General features: G+C 70.8%; 15 protein-coding genes and 3 pseudogenes. 9 read left to right on the top strand and 9 right to left on the bottom strand.

The annotated features are described in order from the left end of the window. Positions 1-15: 15 nt before the first annotated feature. The gene (locus ABZS54_RS08575) at positions 16-696 is read right to left on the bottom strand and encodes an HAD-IA family hydrolase (protein WP_355532457.1); all 681 of its coding nucleotides are present in this window, start codon (positions 694-696) and stop codon (positions 16-18) included. A gap of 125 nt (positions 697-821) precedes the next feature. Between ABZS54_RS08575 and ABZS54_RS08570 the strand changes: the two genes are divergently transcribed. Next, positions 822-1,136 carry a hypothetical protein gene (locus ABZS54_RS08570; protein WP_355532455.1) on the top strand — a complete coding sequence of 105 codons (315 nt, stop codon included), beginning with the start codon at positions 822-824 and terminating at the stop codon, positions 1,134-1,136. A 55-nt stretch (positions 1,137-1,191) separates the two neighbouring features. Then, the gene (locus ABZS54_RS08565) at positions 1,192-1,965 is read left to right on the top strand and encodes a phosphotransferase (RefSeq protein WP_355532453.1); all 774 of its coding nucleotides are present in this window, start codon (positions 1,192-1,194) and stop codon (positions 1,963-1,965) included. Between the two features lie 44 nt (positions 1,966-2,009). Here ABZS54_RS08565 and ABZS54_RS08560 read toward each other — a convergent pair whose 3' ends face one another. Both ABZS54_RS08560 and ABZS54_RS08555 read right to left on the bottom strand, forming a co-directional pair. Continuing rightward, entirely contained in the window at positions 2,010-2,279 is a 270-nt protein-coding gene (locus ABZS54_RS08560) for a DUF4235 domain-containing protein (protein WP_355532539.1), read from the bottom strand. A gap of 53 nt (positions 2,280-2,332) precedes the next feature. Beyond that, positions 2,333-3,184 (bottom strand): hypothetical protein, encoded by an 852-nt coding sequence (locus ABZS54_RS08555; RefSeq protein WP_355532451.1) that lies wholly within the window; start codon positions 3,182-3,184, stop codon positions 2,333-2,335. 712 nt (positions 3,185-3,896) lie between these two features. Between ABZS54_RS08555 and ABZS54_RS08550 the strand changes: the two genes are divergently transcribed. Next, positions 3,897-4,637, top strand: coding sequence for an Ig-like domain-containing protein (locus ABZS54_RS08550; protein ID WP_355532449.1), 741 nt, complete (start codon positions 3,897-3,899; stop codon positions 4,635-4,637). Positions 4,638-4,717: 80 nt separating this feature from the next. On the opposite strand, the gene ABZS54_RS08545 is transcribed toward ABZS54_RS08550, so the two are convergent. Further along, the gene (locus ABZS54_RS08545; RefSeq protein ID WP_355532447.1) at positions 4,718-4,912 is read right to left on the bottom strand and encodes a DUF5708 family protein; all 195 of its coding nucleotides are present in this window, start codon (positions 4,910-4,912) and stop codon (positions 4,718-4,720) included. Between the two features lie 158 nt (positions 4,913-5,070). Here ABZS54_RS08545 and ABZS54_RS08540 point away from each other — a divergent pair, with 158 nt between their 5' ends. From ABZS54_RS08540 to ABZS54_RS08530, 3 genes are all read left to right on the top strand, one after another. Beyond that, a complete protein-coding gene (locus ABZS54_RS08540; protein ID WP_355532445.1) occupies positions 5,071-5,337 on the top strand; it encodes a hypothetical protein in 267 nt (88 codons plus the stop codon). 583 nt (positions 5,338-5,920) lie between these two features. Continuing rightward, complete coding sequence (locus ABZS54_RS08535; RefSeq protein ID WP_355532443.1) at positions 5,921-8,665, top strand: SdrD B-like domain-containing protein; 2,745 nt, start codon at positions 5,921-5,923, stop codon at positions 8,663-8,665. A 130-nt stretch (positions 8,666-8,795) separates the two neighbouring features. Beyond that, positions 8,796-9,593 carry a hypothetical protein gene (locus ABZS54_RS08530; RefSeq protein WP_355532441.1) on the top strand — a complete coding sequence of 266 codons (798 nt, stop codon included), beginning with the start codon at positions 8,796-8,798 and terminating at the stop codon, positions 9,591-9,593. A 117-nt stretch (positions 9,594-9,710) separates the two neighbouring features. Here ABZS54_RS08530 and ABZS54_RS08525 read toward each other — a convergent pair whose 3' ends face one another. Continuing rightward, complete coding sequence (locus ABZS54_RS08525) at positions 9,711-11,090, bottom strand: right-handed parallel beta-helix repeat-containing protein (RefSeq protein WP_355532439.1); 1,380 nt, start codon at positions 11,088-11,090, stop codon at positions 9,711-9,713. Positions 11,091-11,190: 100 nt separating this feature from the next. Here ABZS54_RS08525 and ABZS54_RS08520 point away from each other — a divergent pair, with 100 nt between their 5' ends. After that, positions 11,191-12,324 carry a Dyp-type peroxidase gene (locus ABZS54_RS08520; protein WP_355532437.1) on the top strand — a complete coding sequence of 378 codons (1,134 nt, stop codon included), beginning with the start codon at positions 11,191-11,193 and terminating at the stop codon, positions 12,322-12,324. A gap of 631 nt (positions 12,325-12,955) precedes the next feature. Here the strand turns inward: ABZS54_RS08520 and ABZS54_RS08515 are convergent. Further along, positions 12,956-13,081: pseudogene (locus ABZS54_RS08515) on the bottom strand (MerR family transcriptional regulator); the annotation flags it as partial. A gap of 283 nt (positions 13,082-13,364) precedes the next feature. Between ABZS54_RS08515 and ABZS54_RS08510 the strand changes: the two are divergent. Both ABZS54_RS08510 and ABZS54_RS08505 read left to right on the top strand, forming a co-directional pair. Then, positions 13,365-14,126 carry an FHA domain-containing protein gene (locus tag ABZS54_RS08510; protein ID WP_355532435.1) on the top strand — a complete coding sequence of 254 codons (762 nt, stop codon included), beginning with the start codon at positions 13,365-13,367 and terminating at the stop codon, positions 14,124-14,126. Continuing rightward, positions 14,123-14,527, top strand: a pseudogene (locus ABZS54_RS08505) (serine/threonine protein kinase); the annotation flags it as partial. The gene ABZS54_RS08510 and the pseudogene ABZS54_RS08505, both read left to right, overlap by 4 nt. Before the next feature lies 1 nt (position 14,528). Here the strand turns inward: ABZS54_RS08505 and ABZS54_RS08500 are convergent. From ABZS54_RS08500 to ABZS54_RS08490, 3 genes and pseudogenes are all read right to left on the bottom strand, one after another. Beyond that, the gene (locus tag ABZS54_RS08500; RefSeq protein WP_355532550.1) at positions 14,529-14,810 is read right to left on the bottom strand and encodes a hypothetical protein; all 282 of its coding nucleotides are present in this window, start codon (positions 14,808-14,810) and stop codon (positions 14,529-14,531) included. A gap of 226 nt (positions 14,811-15,036) precedes the next feature. Next, positions 15,037-15,216 (bottom strand): annotated as a pseudogene (locus ABZS54_RS08495) (Ku protein); the annotation flags it as partial. 51 nt (positions 15,217-15,267) lie between these two features. Next, a complete protein-coding gene (locus ABZS54_RS08490) occupies positions 15,268-15,876 on the bottom strand; it encodes an XRE family transcriptional regulator (protein ID WP_355532433.1) in 609 nt (202 codons plus the stop codon). Positions 15,877-15,947 lie beyond the last annotated feature (71 nt).

The following is a 15,947-nucleotide window of genomic DNA, read 5'->3' as shown; positions in this document are numbered from 1 at the left end:
CGAGAGGTTGCGTCCTTAGTTTGACCCATTCGGGTGAATGTTCAGTCGGACATGTCCCGCTGTGACCAGTTCGGGGTCGACCGGCCGCAGATCGGATGCCCACGCGTCCAGTGCGGCGCCGATCTCGCCCTCGGCCAGGGCCGCGCCGATGCCCAGGCAGCGCATACCGGCCGCCTCCGCGGCACGTACACCGCTCTCCGCGTCCTCCACGACCAGGCAACGATCCGGCCGGACACCCAGCAGATCGGCCGCGCGCAGGTAGCCCTCGGGGGCCGGCTTGCCCTCGCTGACGTCCTCCGCGGTGACCATGTACACCGGTTCGGGCAACTCCGCCGCGCGCAGTCGACCCCTGGCCACCCGGCGGGTGCCGGACGTGACGATGGCCCAGCGCGCCGCGGGCAGCGCGGCCAGCAGAGCGGCCGCGCCGGGCATCGGGCAGATACCGGTGAAGTCCCGTTCCTCGCGCTCGACGATCCACGCGGCCTCGGCCTCGGCCTTCAATGTGGGAGCGACCACGCGCACCAGGTCGATGTCGCGCCGCCCGTACGAAGCGGCGACGGCCGCGTCCGGGTCCACACCGCGGTCGAGCGCCCACATGCGCAGGATGCGTTCGATCAGGGGATGCGAGTCCACCAGCACACCGTCGAGATCGAACAGGATCGCGTCGCAGTCGAGCGTCGTGCCGTTGTTCGCCATACGGCCAGGCTGTCACCTCCGAACCTGGGTCAACGGGTCCGTTGCCTAACCGTCACGTTTGCGCCGATCTCTACCGGCTAGGGGGTCACTACGGCCCGGACGCGCTCACCCCCAGGCGGCAGATCATGTACTTGGTTCTCGCTTTGCTCGCACTGATCGTCATGTTCCTGTTGATACCCGGGCTGGCCTGGCTCGAGGACCGCATGCTGGGGCCCGAGGCCCTGGCGGCGCCGGTACCCCTTCCGTCGACCGCACGACCGGCGGTCGAACCCGCCGCGATCCCCGCGCCGGCCGCACTCGCACTGCCCACCGTGCCGCGTCCGGCCGGGCACGCCATGCGATCGGGACGCGCCCGCCACGCCCGCCGCCCGACCCCCCTGCACGCCTACCGGCACCACATCGGTCGCCGACGCCCACCCCGAGCCCCGGTCTTTCGCTGATCGCAGGCGCACCGTCCCGGAGTCGATCCTGAGCGAGCCCACCGCGCCGCCGCCGGTGCGTATCGAATCCGTGCCGCCCGAGTTGGGTTCCCCTCTGGACGCCGCCCCGCTGTCCACGCACTCCGACATCTGGCACGTGTGCGGCAGCCGCACCGACATGGTGCTCAAACTCGCGACGCCGGACGGTACGGCACCCGCCAATCCGCGCTACTGGGCCCGCGAGGTCGAGGCATACGAGAGCGGCTTCGCGGCCGGCGTGTACGCCCCTTACGGCCTGACCGCGCCCAAGGCGCTGCGTGTCGATCGGCGCACGGACGGGTCGGTGGCCCTGTGGCTGGACTATGTGCGCGGCTCCTCCGGGAGCACGTGGGACCTCACCCGGTGGGTCGATTTCGCCCGCCGACTCGGCGCGGCACAGGCCGCACCGCGACCGGCCGGGCCGTCCTGGCTGTTCGAACCCCCGTCTTTGATCGGGCCGCTGGCGACGCGCGCCGCCGAACTGCCGTACGTGCAGTGCCACCTGGATCTGCGTCCGGTGGATCTGATCGCGCGGGACGAGGACGTCGTGGTGTTGGACTGGTCGCACGCGGGCTACGGGCTACCGGGCGAGGACCTGACCGGGTTGATCCTGGCGCACGCGGCCGAGCCCGAGTTGGGCTCGGCGCTGGAGGCCGCGCTGCCGGCCGAGTACGCGCGGGGCGCGGGCCGGTCGGAGGCGGACGTACGGGTCGCGATCGCCGCGACGGCGCCCGCGAAGTACGGGCCCGGCGCGGACGAGGCGACCCGACGGGTATTGCGGATGTGGACCGAGGACGCGGCGGCCGGTTGAGCCCGGGCGAGTCGATGAGAGGGGCTACGACCCCGACCGATGCTTCAGTGCCCGGGCCAGATGCCGGTGCCCCGCCGGAAGGCCACGGCGCCGCCTCGGTTGACGGCGGCGTGCACGACGGCGTAGATCGCGCCGTGAACCGCGGCGGCGGCAAGGATCTCGCCCCAGCCCCGGTCGCGGTCCATCGCGTCGGGTGCGTCGTCCTGGTGGGTGAGCAGTTTCCAGGTCTTGTTGAACACCTTCGTCGCCGCCATGCCGCCCACCACCCCGACGAGCATGCCGATCGGGCGGTACATCAACCTGCCGGTACGCATGGCGGACTTGGTGTTCACCTCGTCCGAACGCCCTTGGAACCCGGATCCACCGCTCATCCCCGAGACTTCCGAATCGCCCAGATCAGGAGCACGACGGTCGTGACCGCGGCGGCGATCGCGGGCAACGGGCGCTTGCGAACCTCCGCCGCACCGGTGAGCGTCGCGTGCCGAAGCGGGTCGGGGGTGTGCTCGAAGAGCTGGTCGCCGGCGGTGCGCCCGACCTCGACGGTGCGGTCCTTGGCCTGAACGATCCGGTCGCCGGCCGTCCCGCGGGCCCGGTCCGCCCTGTGCCCGGCTTGCGCGGCCTTGTGCCGGGCGGCCTCCTTGACCTGATCGCCGGTGTGCGCGGCGGCCTCCTTGAGCTGTTCGGCCCGATGCAGTGCCGCCTCCTTGGCCCGCTCGGCCCCGTGCACCGCGGCCTCCTTGGCCCGGTCGGCCCCGTGCACCGCGGCCTCCTTGGCCCGGTCGGCCCCGTGCACCGCGGCCTCCTTGGCCCGGTCGGCCTTGTGCGCCGTGCTCTCCTTGGCCCGCTCGGCTTTGTGCATCGTGGTCTCCTTGGCCTGTTCGGCCTTGTTCGTCGCGGTTTCCTTGGCCCGGCCGGTTGCCCGCTGCGCGCTCTGCTTGGCCCGGGCAACGCGCCGGCCGGTGTTCTCGGCGGCTTCGCCGACCTTTTGGTGTACCTCGGCCGGCAGTTCCGCATGGGTCAACTCCTCGACCGCGTGCGCGACCTGCTCGCGCTTGCGGTCCGGCCGCCGATCCGGCTCGGCCTCCTGGTCCGGTTCCTGCCTCGGGAAGTGGGGTTCGCCGAACGACGCCGCTGCGGGTTCGCTCGACGGCGCGACGACGGTTTCCTCCGGCTCGCCCGACGCGGACTTGCCGCCGGGGGTCCGGCCTTGGGTACTCATCGGTGCGTACTCCTCTTCACGGGCTCGATGTCCTCGCGTCATCGCCGAGGACCGCGCTTTGCGCCTGCCCTGTGGACGGCCGGTCATTCGTCCTCGGCGCGCCTTCGACGGCCGGGGCCGTCTCCCCGATCCTGCCGGGGGCGCAGACCCGGCAGGACCGAGGACACGGTCCCGGCGTTCGGTGCGCCGATACCGGAATCGGTGTCTCCCGGTCGAGGCTAGAAACAACTGCGCCGCATATCCGGGAATGTCACCCGGATGCGCGGCGGCGTGTCCGACGGATCACCCGCTCGGCCGGTCCGGGCGCGCCCCGGCCGAGCGGGCGTTCGTACGCCGGTCGGCCCGCGCCATCGCGCCCGACCGCCCGCGACCCGATCCGGGCCGGATCCAGGTCCGGAACGAAACCGTCGGGCACCGCCGCGTCCAGCGCCACCGACCACAACCGCGAGGCCACGGCCAGCTACAGGTTCGACGCGGCGACCTGTGGCTCGTCGGTGCGCAACCGGCGGCGGGCCGGGTCCACCCGCGACCCGGCCGGTCCACGCGTGCGGGTGAAGCTCACCGTCGCTCCGCGTGCCGAGCCGCGAACCGGCAGGCGCTCGGCACAGGATCGGCATTCGACAGCGGTCCCTCGGCCGGCATCGGATCCGCCGGGCGCCGTCGGACCCACCCGAGATCCGGCCGCGTCCGGATGGCAGCGCCGGAGGTATGCGTGCCCGCCGTGCCCGGAACACCCGAACCGCCCATCCGGGTGCGTCGAGTCGGCGCGGTACTCGCGTGCTGCGCCGCGCTGTTGGGCGCCGTCGTCGGCACCGGGCATCCCGCCGCGTCCATGGCCCCCATCCCGTCCCACCCGCCCGTCGCGTCCGTCCCACCCGGCGCATCCGCAGCGGGCTCGCCCGCCGACCGGGTGCGGCCGACCGGCAGGCCCGGAGCGCCGGTGCCGCCCGCACCGCGTGCCGGCGCGGACCGGGTCGCCACCCGCGCCGGGCAGTCGGTGGACGTCCCGGTCCTGGCCGGCGACACCGGCGAGGGGCTGGTGGTGCTGTCGCACACCAATCCCGAACACGGTCTGGTGCTCGACCTCGGGGACTCCCGCGACACGACCACGACCGGATCCGTGTTGCGTTACACGCCGGGGCCGGGCTTCGCCGGGCGCGACGGCTTCCACTACACGGTCGTCGACCGGCTCGGCCGCCAGGCCACCGCGAGCGTGCGGATCGACGTGGCTGCCGATCCGGGCGCGGCGAGACGGACGGTCGAGCCGAGGACGGGCAGGCTCGGTGCGCATCGCGGCGTCGACGAATTCCGCGCGCCCTCGGCCGGGCGGGCTCGGGCCGGGCACGACTCGGGCGACGGACCGCTGCTCGTGGCCTTCCTGGGCTCGGCCCTGCTCGGCGTGGGGGTCCTGGCCTGGGTCGCGTTCCGTCGCCCGGGGCGGCGGCCGCACTGAGCGGATCGGGCGAGCCGGTTGTTCGCCTTGCCCGGGCAGGTCCGGCGGCTGATCGCCTTGCCCGGGCAGACCCGGTTCGGTCATGCCTTCCGGGCGCCCTGGGTCAACTGGTACAGCCCGTAGAGCACTTCGGCGATGCCGACGATCAGCAGCACGACGCCGACCTTCCCGAGCGCGATCACGGGTGTGTCCACGTCGTCCGCGAACAGCTTCAGGGCCCCGCCCACCACTGCGCTCGCCACGCCGGCCGCCAACGAACCGCGTGCCTTCGCCACGGTCTTCCTCCTTTTCTCGACCTGCGGATACGGCTACGAGGCTAGGTCCGGGACCCGGCCGGGCACGCCCTGCGCGAGGACGATCCGGCATACACACTTCGGCCCAGTACGCACGGGTCGGCGACACGATCCGGCTGCGGCTGGGCGACGGAAGTTCCGTGGACATTCGGGTGGTCGCGCTGTTCGAGAGCCGGCCGGGCTACGACTCGCTGCTCCTGCCGGTGTCCCTGCTCGCGCCGCACACCACGAACGGGCTGCCGGCGCAGATCCTGGTCCGCGCGGCCGAGGGCACCGACCCCGACCGGCTGGTCGCCTGGCTCGGAACATGGGCCAAGGAGCATCCGGGAGTTCGGGCCGCCTCCCGGGACGCGCTGCTGGAGACGCACGCCGAGGAATCCAAGACCCAGGCGGCGGCGCAGGGGTGAGGGGCGGCGGCGCCGGTCGGGGGTCCGGCGGTCCGGGTCCGGGTCCGAGGCGGTCGGGGGCTCGGCTCAATGGTCGGCAACGGTGGGGACGGTGCTCGCGATCGCAGTCGGGATCAGGACCAACTCCGCGTACACGACCGACACTTCGAGCAGCACCAGACGACTACGCCCATCTCGCGCAGTCGTGTCGCCGCCTGAACCGTGGATGCCCTTGTGGTGGTGCGAAGTTCGCAGTGTGAGCAAGGCGCAGAGCTCGGCCGCGCCGGCGTAGCCGCGGGGTACGGCAGGGTCCTGGTCGCTTCGTCCGCGCCGTCCCTGCCTGAGACCGATTGCCTGCCGTATGACAGCGGCGGCTTGGGCGGCAGCCATGCGGATCCGCGTTCGTCATCGCTGTCCGAATCGGCTTTCTGCGCGTACGACGAGCTGCGGGGGGCGCGCCGGAAACCGGTTCAACGTCAACTACGCCTTGCTGTCACGCACTTGCCGAATCCCCTCTAGGCTTCGGCCAACGAGTCGGGTCACGGCCGATCCGTTGGGTTTCCCGCAGGGTCGCGCGCGGCCCTTCCAGGCGATGAGAGCAGGTATGACACCTTCAAGTGAACAGACGAACGGCGCCGCGCATGGGCCGGCCCGACTGCGGTCGGCCGTACGCGCACGCCGCTCGCTAGGCAGTCTCGCAGCGCTCGCGGTGGGGTTCGGCGGTTTCGCGCTGTCCGCGGCGCCGGCGTATCCGCAGACGGACGACGGCTCCGTAACGGTTCGGGTGGTGCGAGCCGTGGACACGACCGGCGTGTGGAGTCCCGCCCTGGAACCGGGCATCGGCGGCGTCACGGTGACACTCACCAACGACGACGGGGGCAAGATCACCGGGGTGACGGCCGCGGACGGCACGGTCACGCTGGCGCCCGGCACGGCTCGGGCGACCGCAGGTAAATACCGGGTCCAGGTCGTGAATCCGAAGCCGGGTGTGCTGTTCCCGGCGTTCGCGTCGCGGCAGGGCTTGGCCGGCGCGCCGAACCAACTCAGCAGCAACGAGGAGTTCGTCGACCTCGGCAGCGGCAAGCATGTGGCGTACACGACGGGGCTGTGGAGCCCCGGCGACTACTGTCAGAAGAACGCGCCGCTGGCGACCGCATGCCAGCCCGCGACGAACGAACCGACGTCCAAGCGGACGCTGGTGACGTTCCCCTACAACGCGCGCGGCGTCAACACGAACGTGACGGACCTGTCCACGAACGCCGCAACCGGCAACCTCTACGGCATCGGCTGGAGCAAGCCCGGAAAGCGGCTGTTCAGCTCGGCGCTGGCCAAGCGCGACACGACGTACGGCCCCGGCGGCGCCGGCGGGATCTACGTCACCGACGTCGCCCGCAAGACGACGTCGCTGTTCACCACCGTCCCGGACGCCGGAACCTCGGCGCACGGCGTGGGCGCCAGTGACAACGCCTTCCTCGCCGCGCCGGGCAAGGAGAGCCTGGGCGACCTGGAGGTCTCCGACGACGGCCGCGATTTGTTCGTGGTCAACCTCGACAACCGCAAGCTGTACCGCTACGACGCCACCCTGCCGACGGCGACGGCGCCGGTGGGCTCGTACGCCATCCCGGACCCCGGCTGCCCCGCTCCGGGCGACTGGCGTCCGTTCGGCCTGGGCCTGCAGGACGGTGTCGGATACGTCGGCGGCGTCTGCTCGGGCGAGTCGACCGGGAAGGTCTCGGACCTGCGCGCCGTGGTCCTGCCCTTCGACCCGGCGACGGGGGTCTTCGGCAAGGCCGTGCTGAACCAGCCCCTGGACTACCCGCGCAAGGCCACGCTCGGCGGGGCCTGCCCCGGGGCGGGCTGGTTCCCGTGGACGAGCACGTTCCCCACGCAGCAGAACGGGCAGACGTGCGTCAATGCCATGGCCAACCCCGAACCCGAGTTGGCCGACATCGCCTTCGAGACCGACGGCTCGATGCTGCTGGCGTTCCGCGACCGGTTCACCGACCGGACGACGGCGTACGCACGGCCTGAAGACCCCACGACCGCCCTCGCGATGGTGGCCGGCGGCGACCTGAACAAGGCGTGCCTCGCCGACGGCATGTACGTCATGGACACGAACACCGGCTGCGGAAAGACGCCGCGGGGAACCAGGTTCTTCGACGTGAACACCATGGGCGGCGGCCACCCGAACGCGGCCTACGCCGGCCTCGCGCTGTCGAAGGTGGAGGAGTTCGTCGCCACCGCCGGTGTGGACCCCGTCGACACGGCGTGGGGCGCGGGCACGATGTTCACCAAGCGCGACGGAACCAGGCAGCCCGCTGCGGGTCTGCGCCTGAACACCGAGGGTCAGGCCTCGTTCGGCAAGGGCGCCTCGATGGGCGACCTGGAGGTGCTCTGCGACCAGGCGCCGCTCCAGATCGGAAACCGGGTCTGGTACGACCCCGAGCGCAAGGGCATCCAGAGCCCGGGTCAGCGTCCGGTTCCCGGCGCCACCGTCAACCTCTACGACGAGTCCGGCAAGGTGGTCGGGACGACGAAGACGTCACCGCGCGGTGAGTACTACTTCGACGACTCGAACGTGACCGGTGGCCTGAAGCCGAAGACCAAGTACACCATCCGAATCGACAACCCGGCCGACTACGCGTCGGGCGGGCCGCTGTACCAGTGGGTGCCGACCGACGAGGGGGTCGGCGACAACCGCTTCGTGGACTCCAAGGGCATCGTCCCGAAGGGCGGACGCTATCCGGAGCGGGCGCTGACCACCGGCGGACCGGGCGAGAACGACCACACGTTCGATTTCGGCTTCCGCCTACAGGAAGGTTCGGTGCGCCTGGTCAAACACGACCAGGACGCCAAACCGCTGGCCGGAGCGAAGTTCGAGCTGTGGAGGGAGACGAACGGGACCGACGGATTGCAGCCCGAGGGGACGAGTCCCGACACGAAGGTCGGCGAGCCCTGTACAACCGGGACCGACGGCGGCTGCAAACGCGACGTGGTACCCGGGACGTACTACTGGCGGGAGGTCAGCCCTCCCGAGGGCTACGCCCCTCCGGACAAGCCGGTGCTCGGCCCGCTGGTGCTGAACTCCCAAAACCTCGACGCCGGAGTCGAGGTGACGGCGGTCAACCGGCTGCTGCCCACCACGCCTCCGCCGACGACGAGCACACCGACGGCGTCCACCACGCCGACAACGTCATCGGGCGGCAACCACGGAGGCTCGTCGGGGCCCCTGGCCCGTACCGGCCTGGGCGGGAACCTGCCCTTGGTCTTCGGCGTCTCCGCGGCGTTGATCGCCCTCGGCGCCGGGGCACTGGTGCTGTTCCGTAGGCGCGAAGCCCGGCAGCGGTAACTCCGGGCACGGCGGCCGGCGGCCGAAGCCGACAAAGCCGGCCGCCGACAGTGATGGATCGGGCGGGTTCGCGGACCGATGGTCCGCGAACCCGCCCGAGCGTTTGACCGATGTGAGGGAAGGCATCCGCATGGCCCGGAAGAAGACCGGCGAGCGCACGCCGCGTCGGAGACTCTGGTTCTCGATCCTGGTGGCGGTCGCGCTGTGCGGGACCGCCGCGGGTGGCCTGGCCGTCCACCGGGTGGTCTCCGACAGCGGCGACAAGGACCGGGCGGTGACCGTCGACGAGGCGTCCCGCTTGGCGCTGTCGCGGCTGACGTTGTATCAGGCGAGTCCGGTCGCGGTGACCCTCACCGCCGCCGAGGGCGGCGGTGTCACGATCCGGGTCGAGGCGGTCGTGGACTACCGCACCCACCGAGGCGTGGGCGGCTACCAGGTCACCGGAGCCGCCGGTCAACTCGACCGCGGCCTGATCGTCTGGGACGGCGGCGGTCTGGGACTGGCACCGGTGCCGCAAGGCGTCGGCGGCCCGCCGTGGCAGCAGGCCGAGCACATCCCCCGCCAGGGCTGGTCGTCGCGCGCCTACACCGCGGACCCCCTCGACTCCGGGCTCCGGTTGTTGATCCAGCTCGGAGCGGACCGGCCCGACAATCCGCTGCTGCTCGCGCAGTCCGGGGCGCGCTGGCTGGGCCGCGATCGCATCCAGGGCCGCAACTACGACAGGTTCTCCGGTCCGCGCGCCCAGGACGCCGCGCGCGGCGGGAAGACCGACGGCGAATTGTCGCCGCTTACGTACTGGGTCGACGGCGACGGCGGTCTGCGGCGAGCGACGATGCGCATGCCGGGCATCGGCACCCCGACGACCGTCGAGATCACCGGACGCGACGACAAAGCGCGCATGCCAGCAGCGCCATGGGCCGCCGGTTGAGGCGACCGCGCCGAAGGCGGCGCGGCTCCCCGACGGCCGACTGAGCCTCGTGACGTGGCAACCCGCCTGCCGAGAAGCCTCGTTGGTGCGCTTCCGCGCCGGCGCACGCCACCACGTTCAGCGTGGTTGTGGCATCGCGGCGGCGTCGGTCGGCAGGGCGTAGCGGTCGGGATCGACCGTTCCGGGCAGATCCGTCGCCGGACGACCGGGCACCGTGGGGTCGGGCATCGAAGGTTGGGCGGGCGGGGCGGGCACGGCGTGGAATGGAACGCCGGGCGGCGGCTGGACGGGGACGACCCGGCCCGGCGGGACGGCCCGGCGTGGGGTGACGCCGCACCCGGCGAGGTCCTCCAGGCCGTTCGGGCTCTGTGTCGCGGGCGAGTTGCCGGTGAAACAGTTGCCGGGGTCGGCTGCGGCCGCCACCAAATCGGCGCCGTTGCCCGTGACGCGGTTGCCTTCGACGCGGTTGCCGACGGCCGGATGCCCGGCCGGGTCGGTGACGACGACCCCGGCCGAGCGGTTGCCCCGGATGAGGTTGCGCACGACTTGGTTCTCCTGGCCGCCACCGATGCCGATGCCGATGCCGAAGCCGCCGTCGGCCTGTTCGGGCGTGTCCGACGCGTTGTTGTCGGTGATCACGTTGCCGGCGATCACCGCGCCGTGCTGAGGCGCGAGCGCCTCCAGGTCGTTGGAATTCACCGTCACTCCGACCCGGTTGCCGACGACGCGGTTGCCGAGCACCGACAAGCCCTCCGAGGCGTTGGTGATCTCGATGCCGACCGCGTTGCGCTCCACCGTGTTGCCGCGCACCAGCGTGTCGCACGGCTTGCACTGGCCGACGTAGATTCCGGAATCGGCCTGACCGGAAGCGTAGGAGTCCTCGATGACGCCGCCGCGCGCGTCGAAGGCGTAGATGCCGTAGAGCCCGTTGTTGTACGCCGTCACCTTGGTGGCCCGAAACCCCCGCACCATCGGGAAGCGGGCGGTGTCCAGCGGGCTGTACGCCGAGCCGCCCGCGCCTCGCTGTTGCAGTCGCTCGTCGGTGACGCCGGTGAACAGGACGCCGTTGGCGAGGTATCCGCGAACGGTGAGGTTCTCCACCACCGAGCCGGCGCCGGTGACGGTGATGCCGTTGGCGAGCCGCACACCTCCGTCGAAGATCACCGCGTTGCGGTCCGCGCCGCGCAGCACCACGCGTGGCGTGGTGACCCGCACGCTCTCGCGGTACACGCCGGGGTCGACCAGCACCGTGTCGCCCTCACGGGCGGCGTCCACCGCCTTCTGCACCGTGCGGAAGTCCTGCGGCACGCGAACCACGTTTCCGGCCGGGTGCTTTTCGGCGGACGCCTTGGAGTCCGTCGACGAGCAACCCGCGAGCACCGGCGCGATGCAGACGAGCACCAGCGACAGGTAGCGAAGCGTCGTCGTACTCGTCCGGACCATGACAGACCGGGACGTCACGGGAGCTAACGAGCCTTGCGGAGACAGGAGTTGCATGACAGGTGTTCTATCGTCTGCAATGTCGCCCATGCATACCGACCCGGAATCTCGACAGGAGCAGGCGCGCCCTGCCACATCCGGTTTGGGACGCAGAGCCTTGCTCGCGACCGGAGCCGCGCTGGCCGCGACGGTCGGCGCGGCGGCGGAACCGAAGGCGAGCCGACCACAGCGCCGCGACACCGTGTCCGACGCCCCGCCGGCGGCCGCGATCCCCTTTCACGGCCCGCGCCAAGCCGGCGTGACGGGGCTTCAGTTGCCCGCCACCCACATACTGTCCTTCGACGTCCCGCCGACGACCGCCGGCGCGGACCGCGAGACGCTGCGGAACATCCTCACCGCACTGACCCACACCCTGTCCACCGCGGCCGCGGGCACACTGCCCGACCCGCGCCTGCACACCGGAGAGCCGACCCGCCTCGCCTGCGCCGTCGGCGTCGGCCCCGCCCTCGCGGCCCGCCTCGCCCTGAATGTGCCCGCCGAACTGGCCGACCTGCCATCGTTCCCCGGCGACCGCCTGGACCCGGCCCGCAGCAACGGCGACGTATTGCTCCAGCTATGCGCCGCCGACCGCTGGACACTCACCATCGTGGCCGAACTGGCCACCGCCGCCGCGCAGTCCGCCGGCGCCGTCCCCCGCTGGACCCAATCCGGCTTCCTGCCCCACACCCCACCGGGCATCACCCCGCGCAACCTCTTCGGCCTCAAGGACGGCACCGCCAATCCCGACGACCCCACCGCCCAACGCTGGGTCTGGGGCCCACCGGGAGCCCACGAACACGGAACCACCCTGGTCTTCCGCAGGATCCATATGGACGTAGCCGGCTTCGCCGCAGTCCCGGAAGACCACCAAAACCGGATGATCGGCCGCCGAGCCACCGACGGCGTCCCCCTCACCGGCACCGCCGAACACGACGACCCGGACATCTACGCCAAGCACCCGGACGGCTCCTACATCATCCCGGTATCGGCCCACGTCCGCCTCAGCAGTCCCCGCCTCGACGCCGGCGCCCGCATGCTCCGCCGCAGCTACAACTACGACGACGGCCCCAACGACAGAGGCCTCTTGTTCTGCGCCTACATGCGCGACCCATCCCTGTTCACCCGAGTCCAAACCCGCCTATCGGCCCGAGACGCCTTGAACCCCTTCCTCGAACACCGAGCCTCCGCAGTGGCCTACATCCTCCCGGGCATCCCCCAGGGCACAGCCCTGGGCAACGGCCTCTGGGCATGACCGGGAGCACCCCAAAAAGGCCCGGGTCATCAACCGCACAGCAACAGTCGCCACGGCGTTGCGTATCGGCGGATCCTCGACGCACATCCCACTTGGGCATACGGCTACTCAGACCGGCAGTCGCACGCTGCGCTCGTGCACCTCGCCCAACAGCTCGACCTGCTCGGCGGCACGGTCAGTGATCTTCCCCGGACGGCAGGAGGCAGGTGGCGGGTGTGCGGACGGGCTTCAACGCCACCTTCTTTTACCGGCACACTCCCGGCTGATCACCACCGAAGGCCAAGGAATGACAAAAAGCCCAGGTCACAGAGCATGTGACCTGGGCTTTCGGGGAGCCGCCTAAGGGAGTCGAACCCTTGACCTACGCATTACGAGCGCGAGAGGGATCATGACGTGGGGTGCCGGGCGGTGCCAGTGTGTCCACTTTTGACAGGGTCTGGAGTGCCATTTCAGGGCGCCGATGCCGCGCCGTGGCGGCGAGTGCCGGAACGTCCGCGCACGCGAGGCTCACGCGTGGAGGCTCTCTTCCGGCAGCCATGGGCCGGCCCGGGAATGCGCCCGACTCTACCTGCTCAGGCACCCACGAAGGATGACCGTCACTTGTCCCGAAGTCGTGGGTCGTTGCTCAGACGCCGATCGCGCGCAGGAAGCCCTGCGAGGTGCCGATCATCTCGGCCGCGCGGCCCATGGTGTAGGCGGGGTAGTCGTCGTCGAGCCTGTCGGCTCTGGACGAGGTCGAGCCGGGTTCGGGGGCCATCGGCGCCTCTCTCGAGTTCACATCCGTGAGGGGGCTGCCCGGGAACGCGTCGAGGGGCCCTGGTGCCGTACGGCACCAGGGCCCCGAAAGAAGTCCACACCATCCACCGACACCGACGTATCGGCCTGATCGAAAGCCGCGAACGGGTGTCCGGAAACTCGCGTGCGGACGAGGCGGAGTTCCTACTGTTGCCGTGACGCCGCGCATGTCACGCGCCGCGTTCGGAGCCGTTCGCGGCGGAGTCGCGGTCGTACTCTGTCCGACGACAAAAGCTGGGGGACACATGCACGGCATCATCGTGGTACCGCCAGGGAGCACGAGACGCCAGGACCACGTGGAACTCGGCGCCGGTGAACGGCTCGTCTTCGGGAGGGAGCCCGACATCCTGACCGGCCGCAGCCATGGTCTGGTGGTCGCCCACGCGGGCGTGTCCCGGCTCGCGGGCGAGATCACGGCCGTGAACACGTTCTGGACGTTGAGCAACCTCAACCGCCGGCAGACGTACGTGGTGGAGAATCCGGAGGGGGCGGGCGAACACATCAAACTCGCCCCCGGCCGCCTGGACGCGCCCATCCCCTTCGAGTTCGCCCGTATCCTCGTGCCTGCGGCGGACGAACTCCTCGCCTTGGAGGTATGGGCACCGCGCCACGACTACCTGGGCTCCGAGCCATGGGCGCCGCACGGCGCCACCACCGTCCCGGCATTCTGCCTGGACCGCACGAAGCGCTACTTCGCGGTCCTCGTCGCCCTGTGCGAGCCGCGACTGCGCGACACGCCGGCCCACACCGCGCTGCCCACCTCCGAGGAGATCGCACGGCGGCTGCGCCCCGGATGGTCCGCCGCCGGCAGAACAGCAGTCCAATGGAACATCAACTACCTCGCCGTGAAGCTCCGCCTGCGACCCCCGCGGGAGGGCGCCGAAGCGGGGCCGCGGCGCAACGGAACCAAAGAGTCGCTCGTCGCGGTCGCGCTTCGCTTTGATCTGGTCCGGGAAGAGGACCTGGCCCTCCTCGACGACGCCGCAGCGATCGGGGAGACCGAATGACCGAGCGTCAGCCACGACCCAGCACCGTGGCCGTACCCGAGGGATACGAGATCGGCTCGTGGCGGGTCGAACGCCTCCTGGGGTCCGGCGGGTTCGGGAGCGTCTACACCGCGCGACGATCCACGGCGGACGAACCGCGCAGAGCCGCGCTCAAGTTCCTCCCCACCGGGACACGCACACCGAGGCAACTGCGTCACCTCCAGGACCTGGCGGAGCGCGAGATCGATGTGCTGCGCCGCGTGCGCGCACCCCGGCTGATCCGCATGCACGAGGTGCTGACCGTCGACGACTCGGCCCTCCCCGACCTCGACGGCGCCACCGTCCTGGTGCTGGACCACGCCGAGACTTCGCTCGACCACATCCTCGCGCGGACAGCGCGACCCGCGTCCGCCGAGACCCTGTTCACGCAGATCTGCGAGGGCCTCGTACAGTTACACGGCGCCGGTTGGGTGCACGGTGATCGGACCCCAGCCGTAGGCCGTTGGAGTAGGGCTTGTCGGTGGTGGTGTAGATGCCGGTGCCGTGCTTGCCCCGGTAGAAGGTGCCCCGGGCGTCGCCGGTCTGGTTGTTCTCCCAGAAGCCGCCACCTTCCCAGTAGGCCAAGTTGTAGATGCCGCACGTCCTGAGAATGAACACCTTCCACTGATCCGGGCTGCGCGTGGTGTCCCACACACTGAGGCACATGGCTCCTGACGGGCAGTTGGTGGCCTCGTTCTTGTCTCGGTATTCGGTCCTGTAGGCAGGGCTGCCTTTCTCGATTCCGGGAGCATTCGCCTTGACCGTGGCCTGGCCCGGGCCGGCGTCGGCCGCTCCGGCCGGGGACATGCCGCCGACGAGTGCACCCGTTGCCAGCGCCAGGGCTGTGATGGTTCGTTTGAGTTTCTATGACGCAGACGACCGGCCAGTAGGCCTGGTACAGGACCAGTACGTCGCCGTGCGGGTGGATGAAGCCGAGGATCTCGCGGCCGCACATCGCGAACCTGGCGACCGCGGACTTGCCGGAGCGGCGCTGCGCCTCGCGCAAGAGCACATACGGGTTGAGGGCGCCAGGCCCGTTGGGGCGCAAGTAGTACGGCCTGCCGAACCGGGTGGGCTCGACCCGGGCGAGCCGGCTTTGTCCAGGCCCGCAAGCTGCGGCCGATCAGGTTCTGCGCGAGATGACCATGATGTATTCGCAGGGAACGTTCGTTCGGTTGGCGAAGCCGTGGTCCGCGTCGGCTTGGAAAAACAGGGAGTCGCCTGTGTTCAGGGTCTCGCTGATCCCGCCGATCGCGACGGTGAGGGCGCCTTCGAGCACCACGAGTTGTTTCTCCGTACCCGGCGGATACGCGGGCAGCAGCCCGGTGGAGACCTGCGCGGGGAGGTAGTGGACGACCATCTCGGATCGTCCCGCGCCCGGGGCCGCTGACACGATGTGCCGCTCGAAGCCGGTTTCCGGGTCACGGAAAACGGGGCGATCGTTCTTGCGCATGACAACGGCCACACCGGACGCGGCAGCAGCCGGCGCACCGATCAGGTCCGAGAGCGACGCGTCGAGCGCGTGGGCGATCCTGGACGCGACGCCGATCGTCGGGCTCTTCTCGCCGCGTTCGACCTTGGACAGCATCGCCCGGCTGACCGACGACTGTGTGGACAGCTGCTCCAGCGTCAGGCCCGCCTCCTCGCGGCGTCGCCGCACGTTACCGCCGAACGCGCCTGCCAGGTCGTCACCGTGCCGTGGTTCGGCCGCGTTTTCGTCTTGCTCGGCCACCGTGCTCCTCGATCGATGAGTACCTCGCTGCCCACAGTGTAGGGTTTCTCCTAAAGAAGATATGATCTTCT

This window comes from Embleya sp. NPDC005575 (assembly GCF_040605455.1).
Lineage (GTDB): Bacteria > Actinomycetota > Actinomycetes > Streptomycetales > Streptomycetaceae > Embleya.
This window is presented reverse-complemented; position numbering and strand designations above follow the sequence as displayed.

What these genes read in the sequence shown, in the direction of transcription:
- ABZS54_RS08510 (WP_355532435.1), top strand. Translation starts at nt 13,365, where the DNA reads ATGCACGGCATCATCGTGGTACCGCCAGGGAGCACGAGACGCCAGGAC.
- ABZS54_RS08500 (WP_355532550.1), bottom strand. Translation starts at nt 14,810, where the DNA reads ATGTGCCTCAGTGTGTGGGACACCACGCGCAGCCCGGATCAGTGGAAG.
- ABZS54_RS08535 (WP_355532443.1), top strand. Translation starts at nt 5,921, where the DNA reads ATGACACCTTCAAGTGAACAGACGAACGGCGCCGCGCATGGGCCGGCC.
- ABZS54_RS08530 (WP_355532441.1), top strand. Translation starts at nt 8,796, where the DNA reads ATGGCCCGGAAGAAGACCGGCGAGCGCACGCCGCGTCGGAGACTCTGG.
- ABZS54_RS08575 (WP_355532457.1), bottom strand. Translation starts at nt 696, where the DNA reads ATGGCGAACAACGGCACGACGCTCGACTGCGACGCGATCCTGTTCGAT.
- ABZS54_RS08570 (WP_355532455.1), top strand. Translation starts at nt 822, where the DNA reads ATGTACTTGGTTCTCGCTTTGCTCGCACTGATCGTCATGTTCCTGTTG.
- ABZS54_RS08555 (WP_355532451.1), bottom strand. Translation starts at nt 3,184, where the DNA reads ATGAGTACCCAAGGCCGGACCCCCGGCGGCAAGTCCGCGTCGGGCGAG.
- ABZS54_RS08525 (WP_355532439.1), bottom strand. Translation starts at nt 11,090, where the DNA reads ATGCAACTCCTGTCTCCGCAAGGCTCGTTAGCTCCCGTGACGTCCCGG.
- ABZS54_RS08560 (WP_355532539.1), bottom strand. Translation starts at nt 2,279, where the DNA reads ATGCGTACCGGCAGGTTGATGTACCGCCCGATCGGCATGCTCGTCGGG.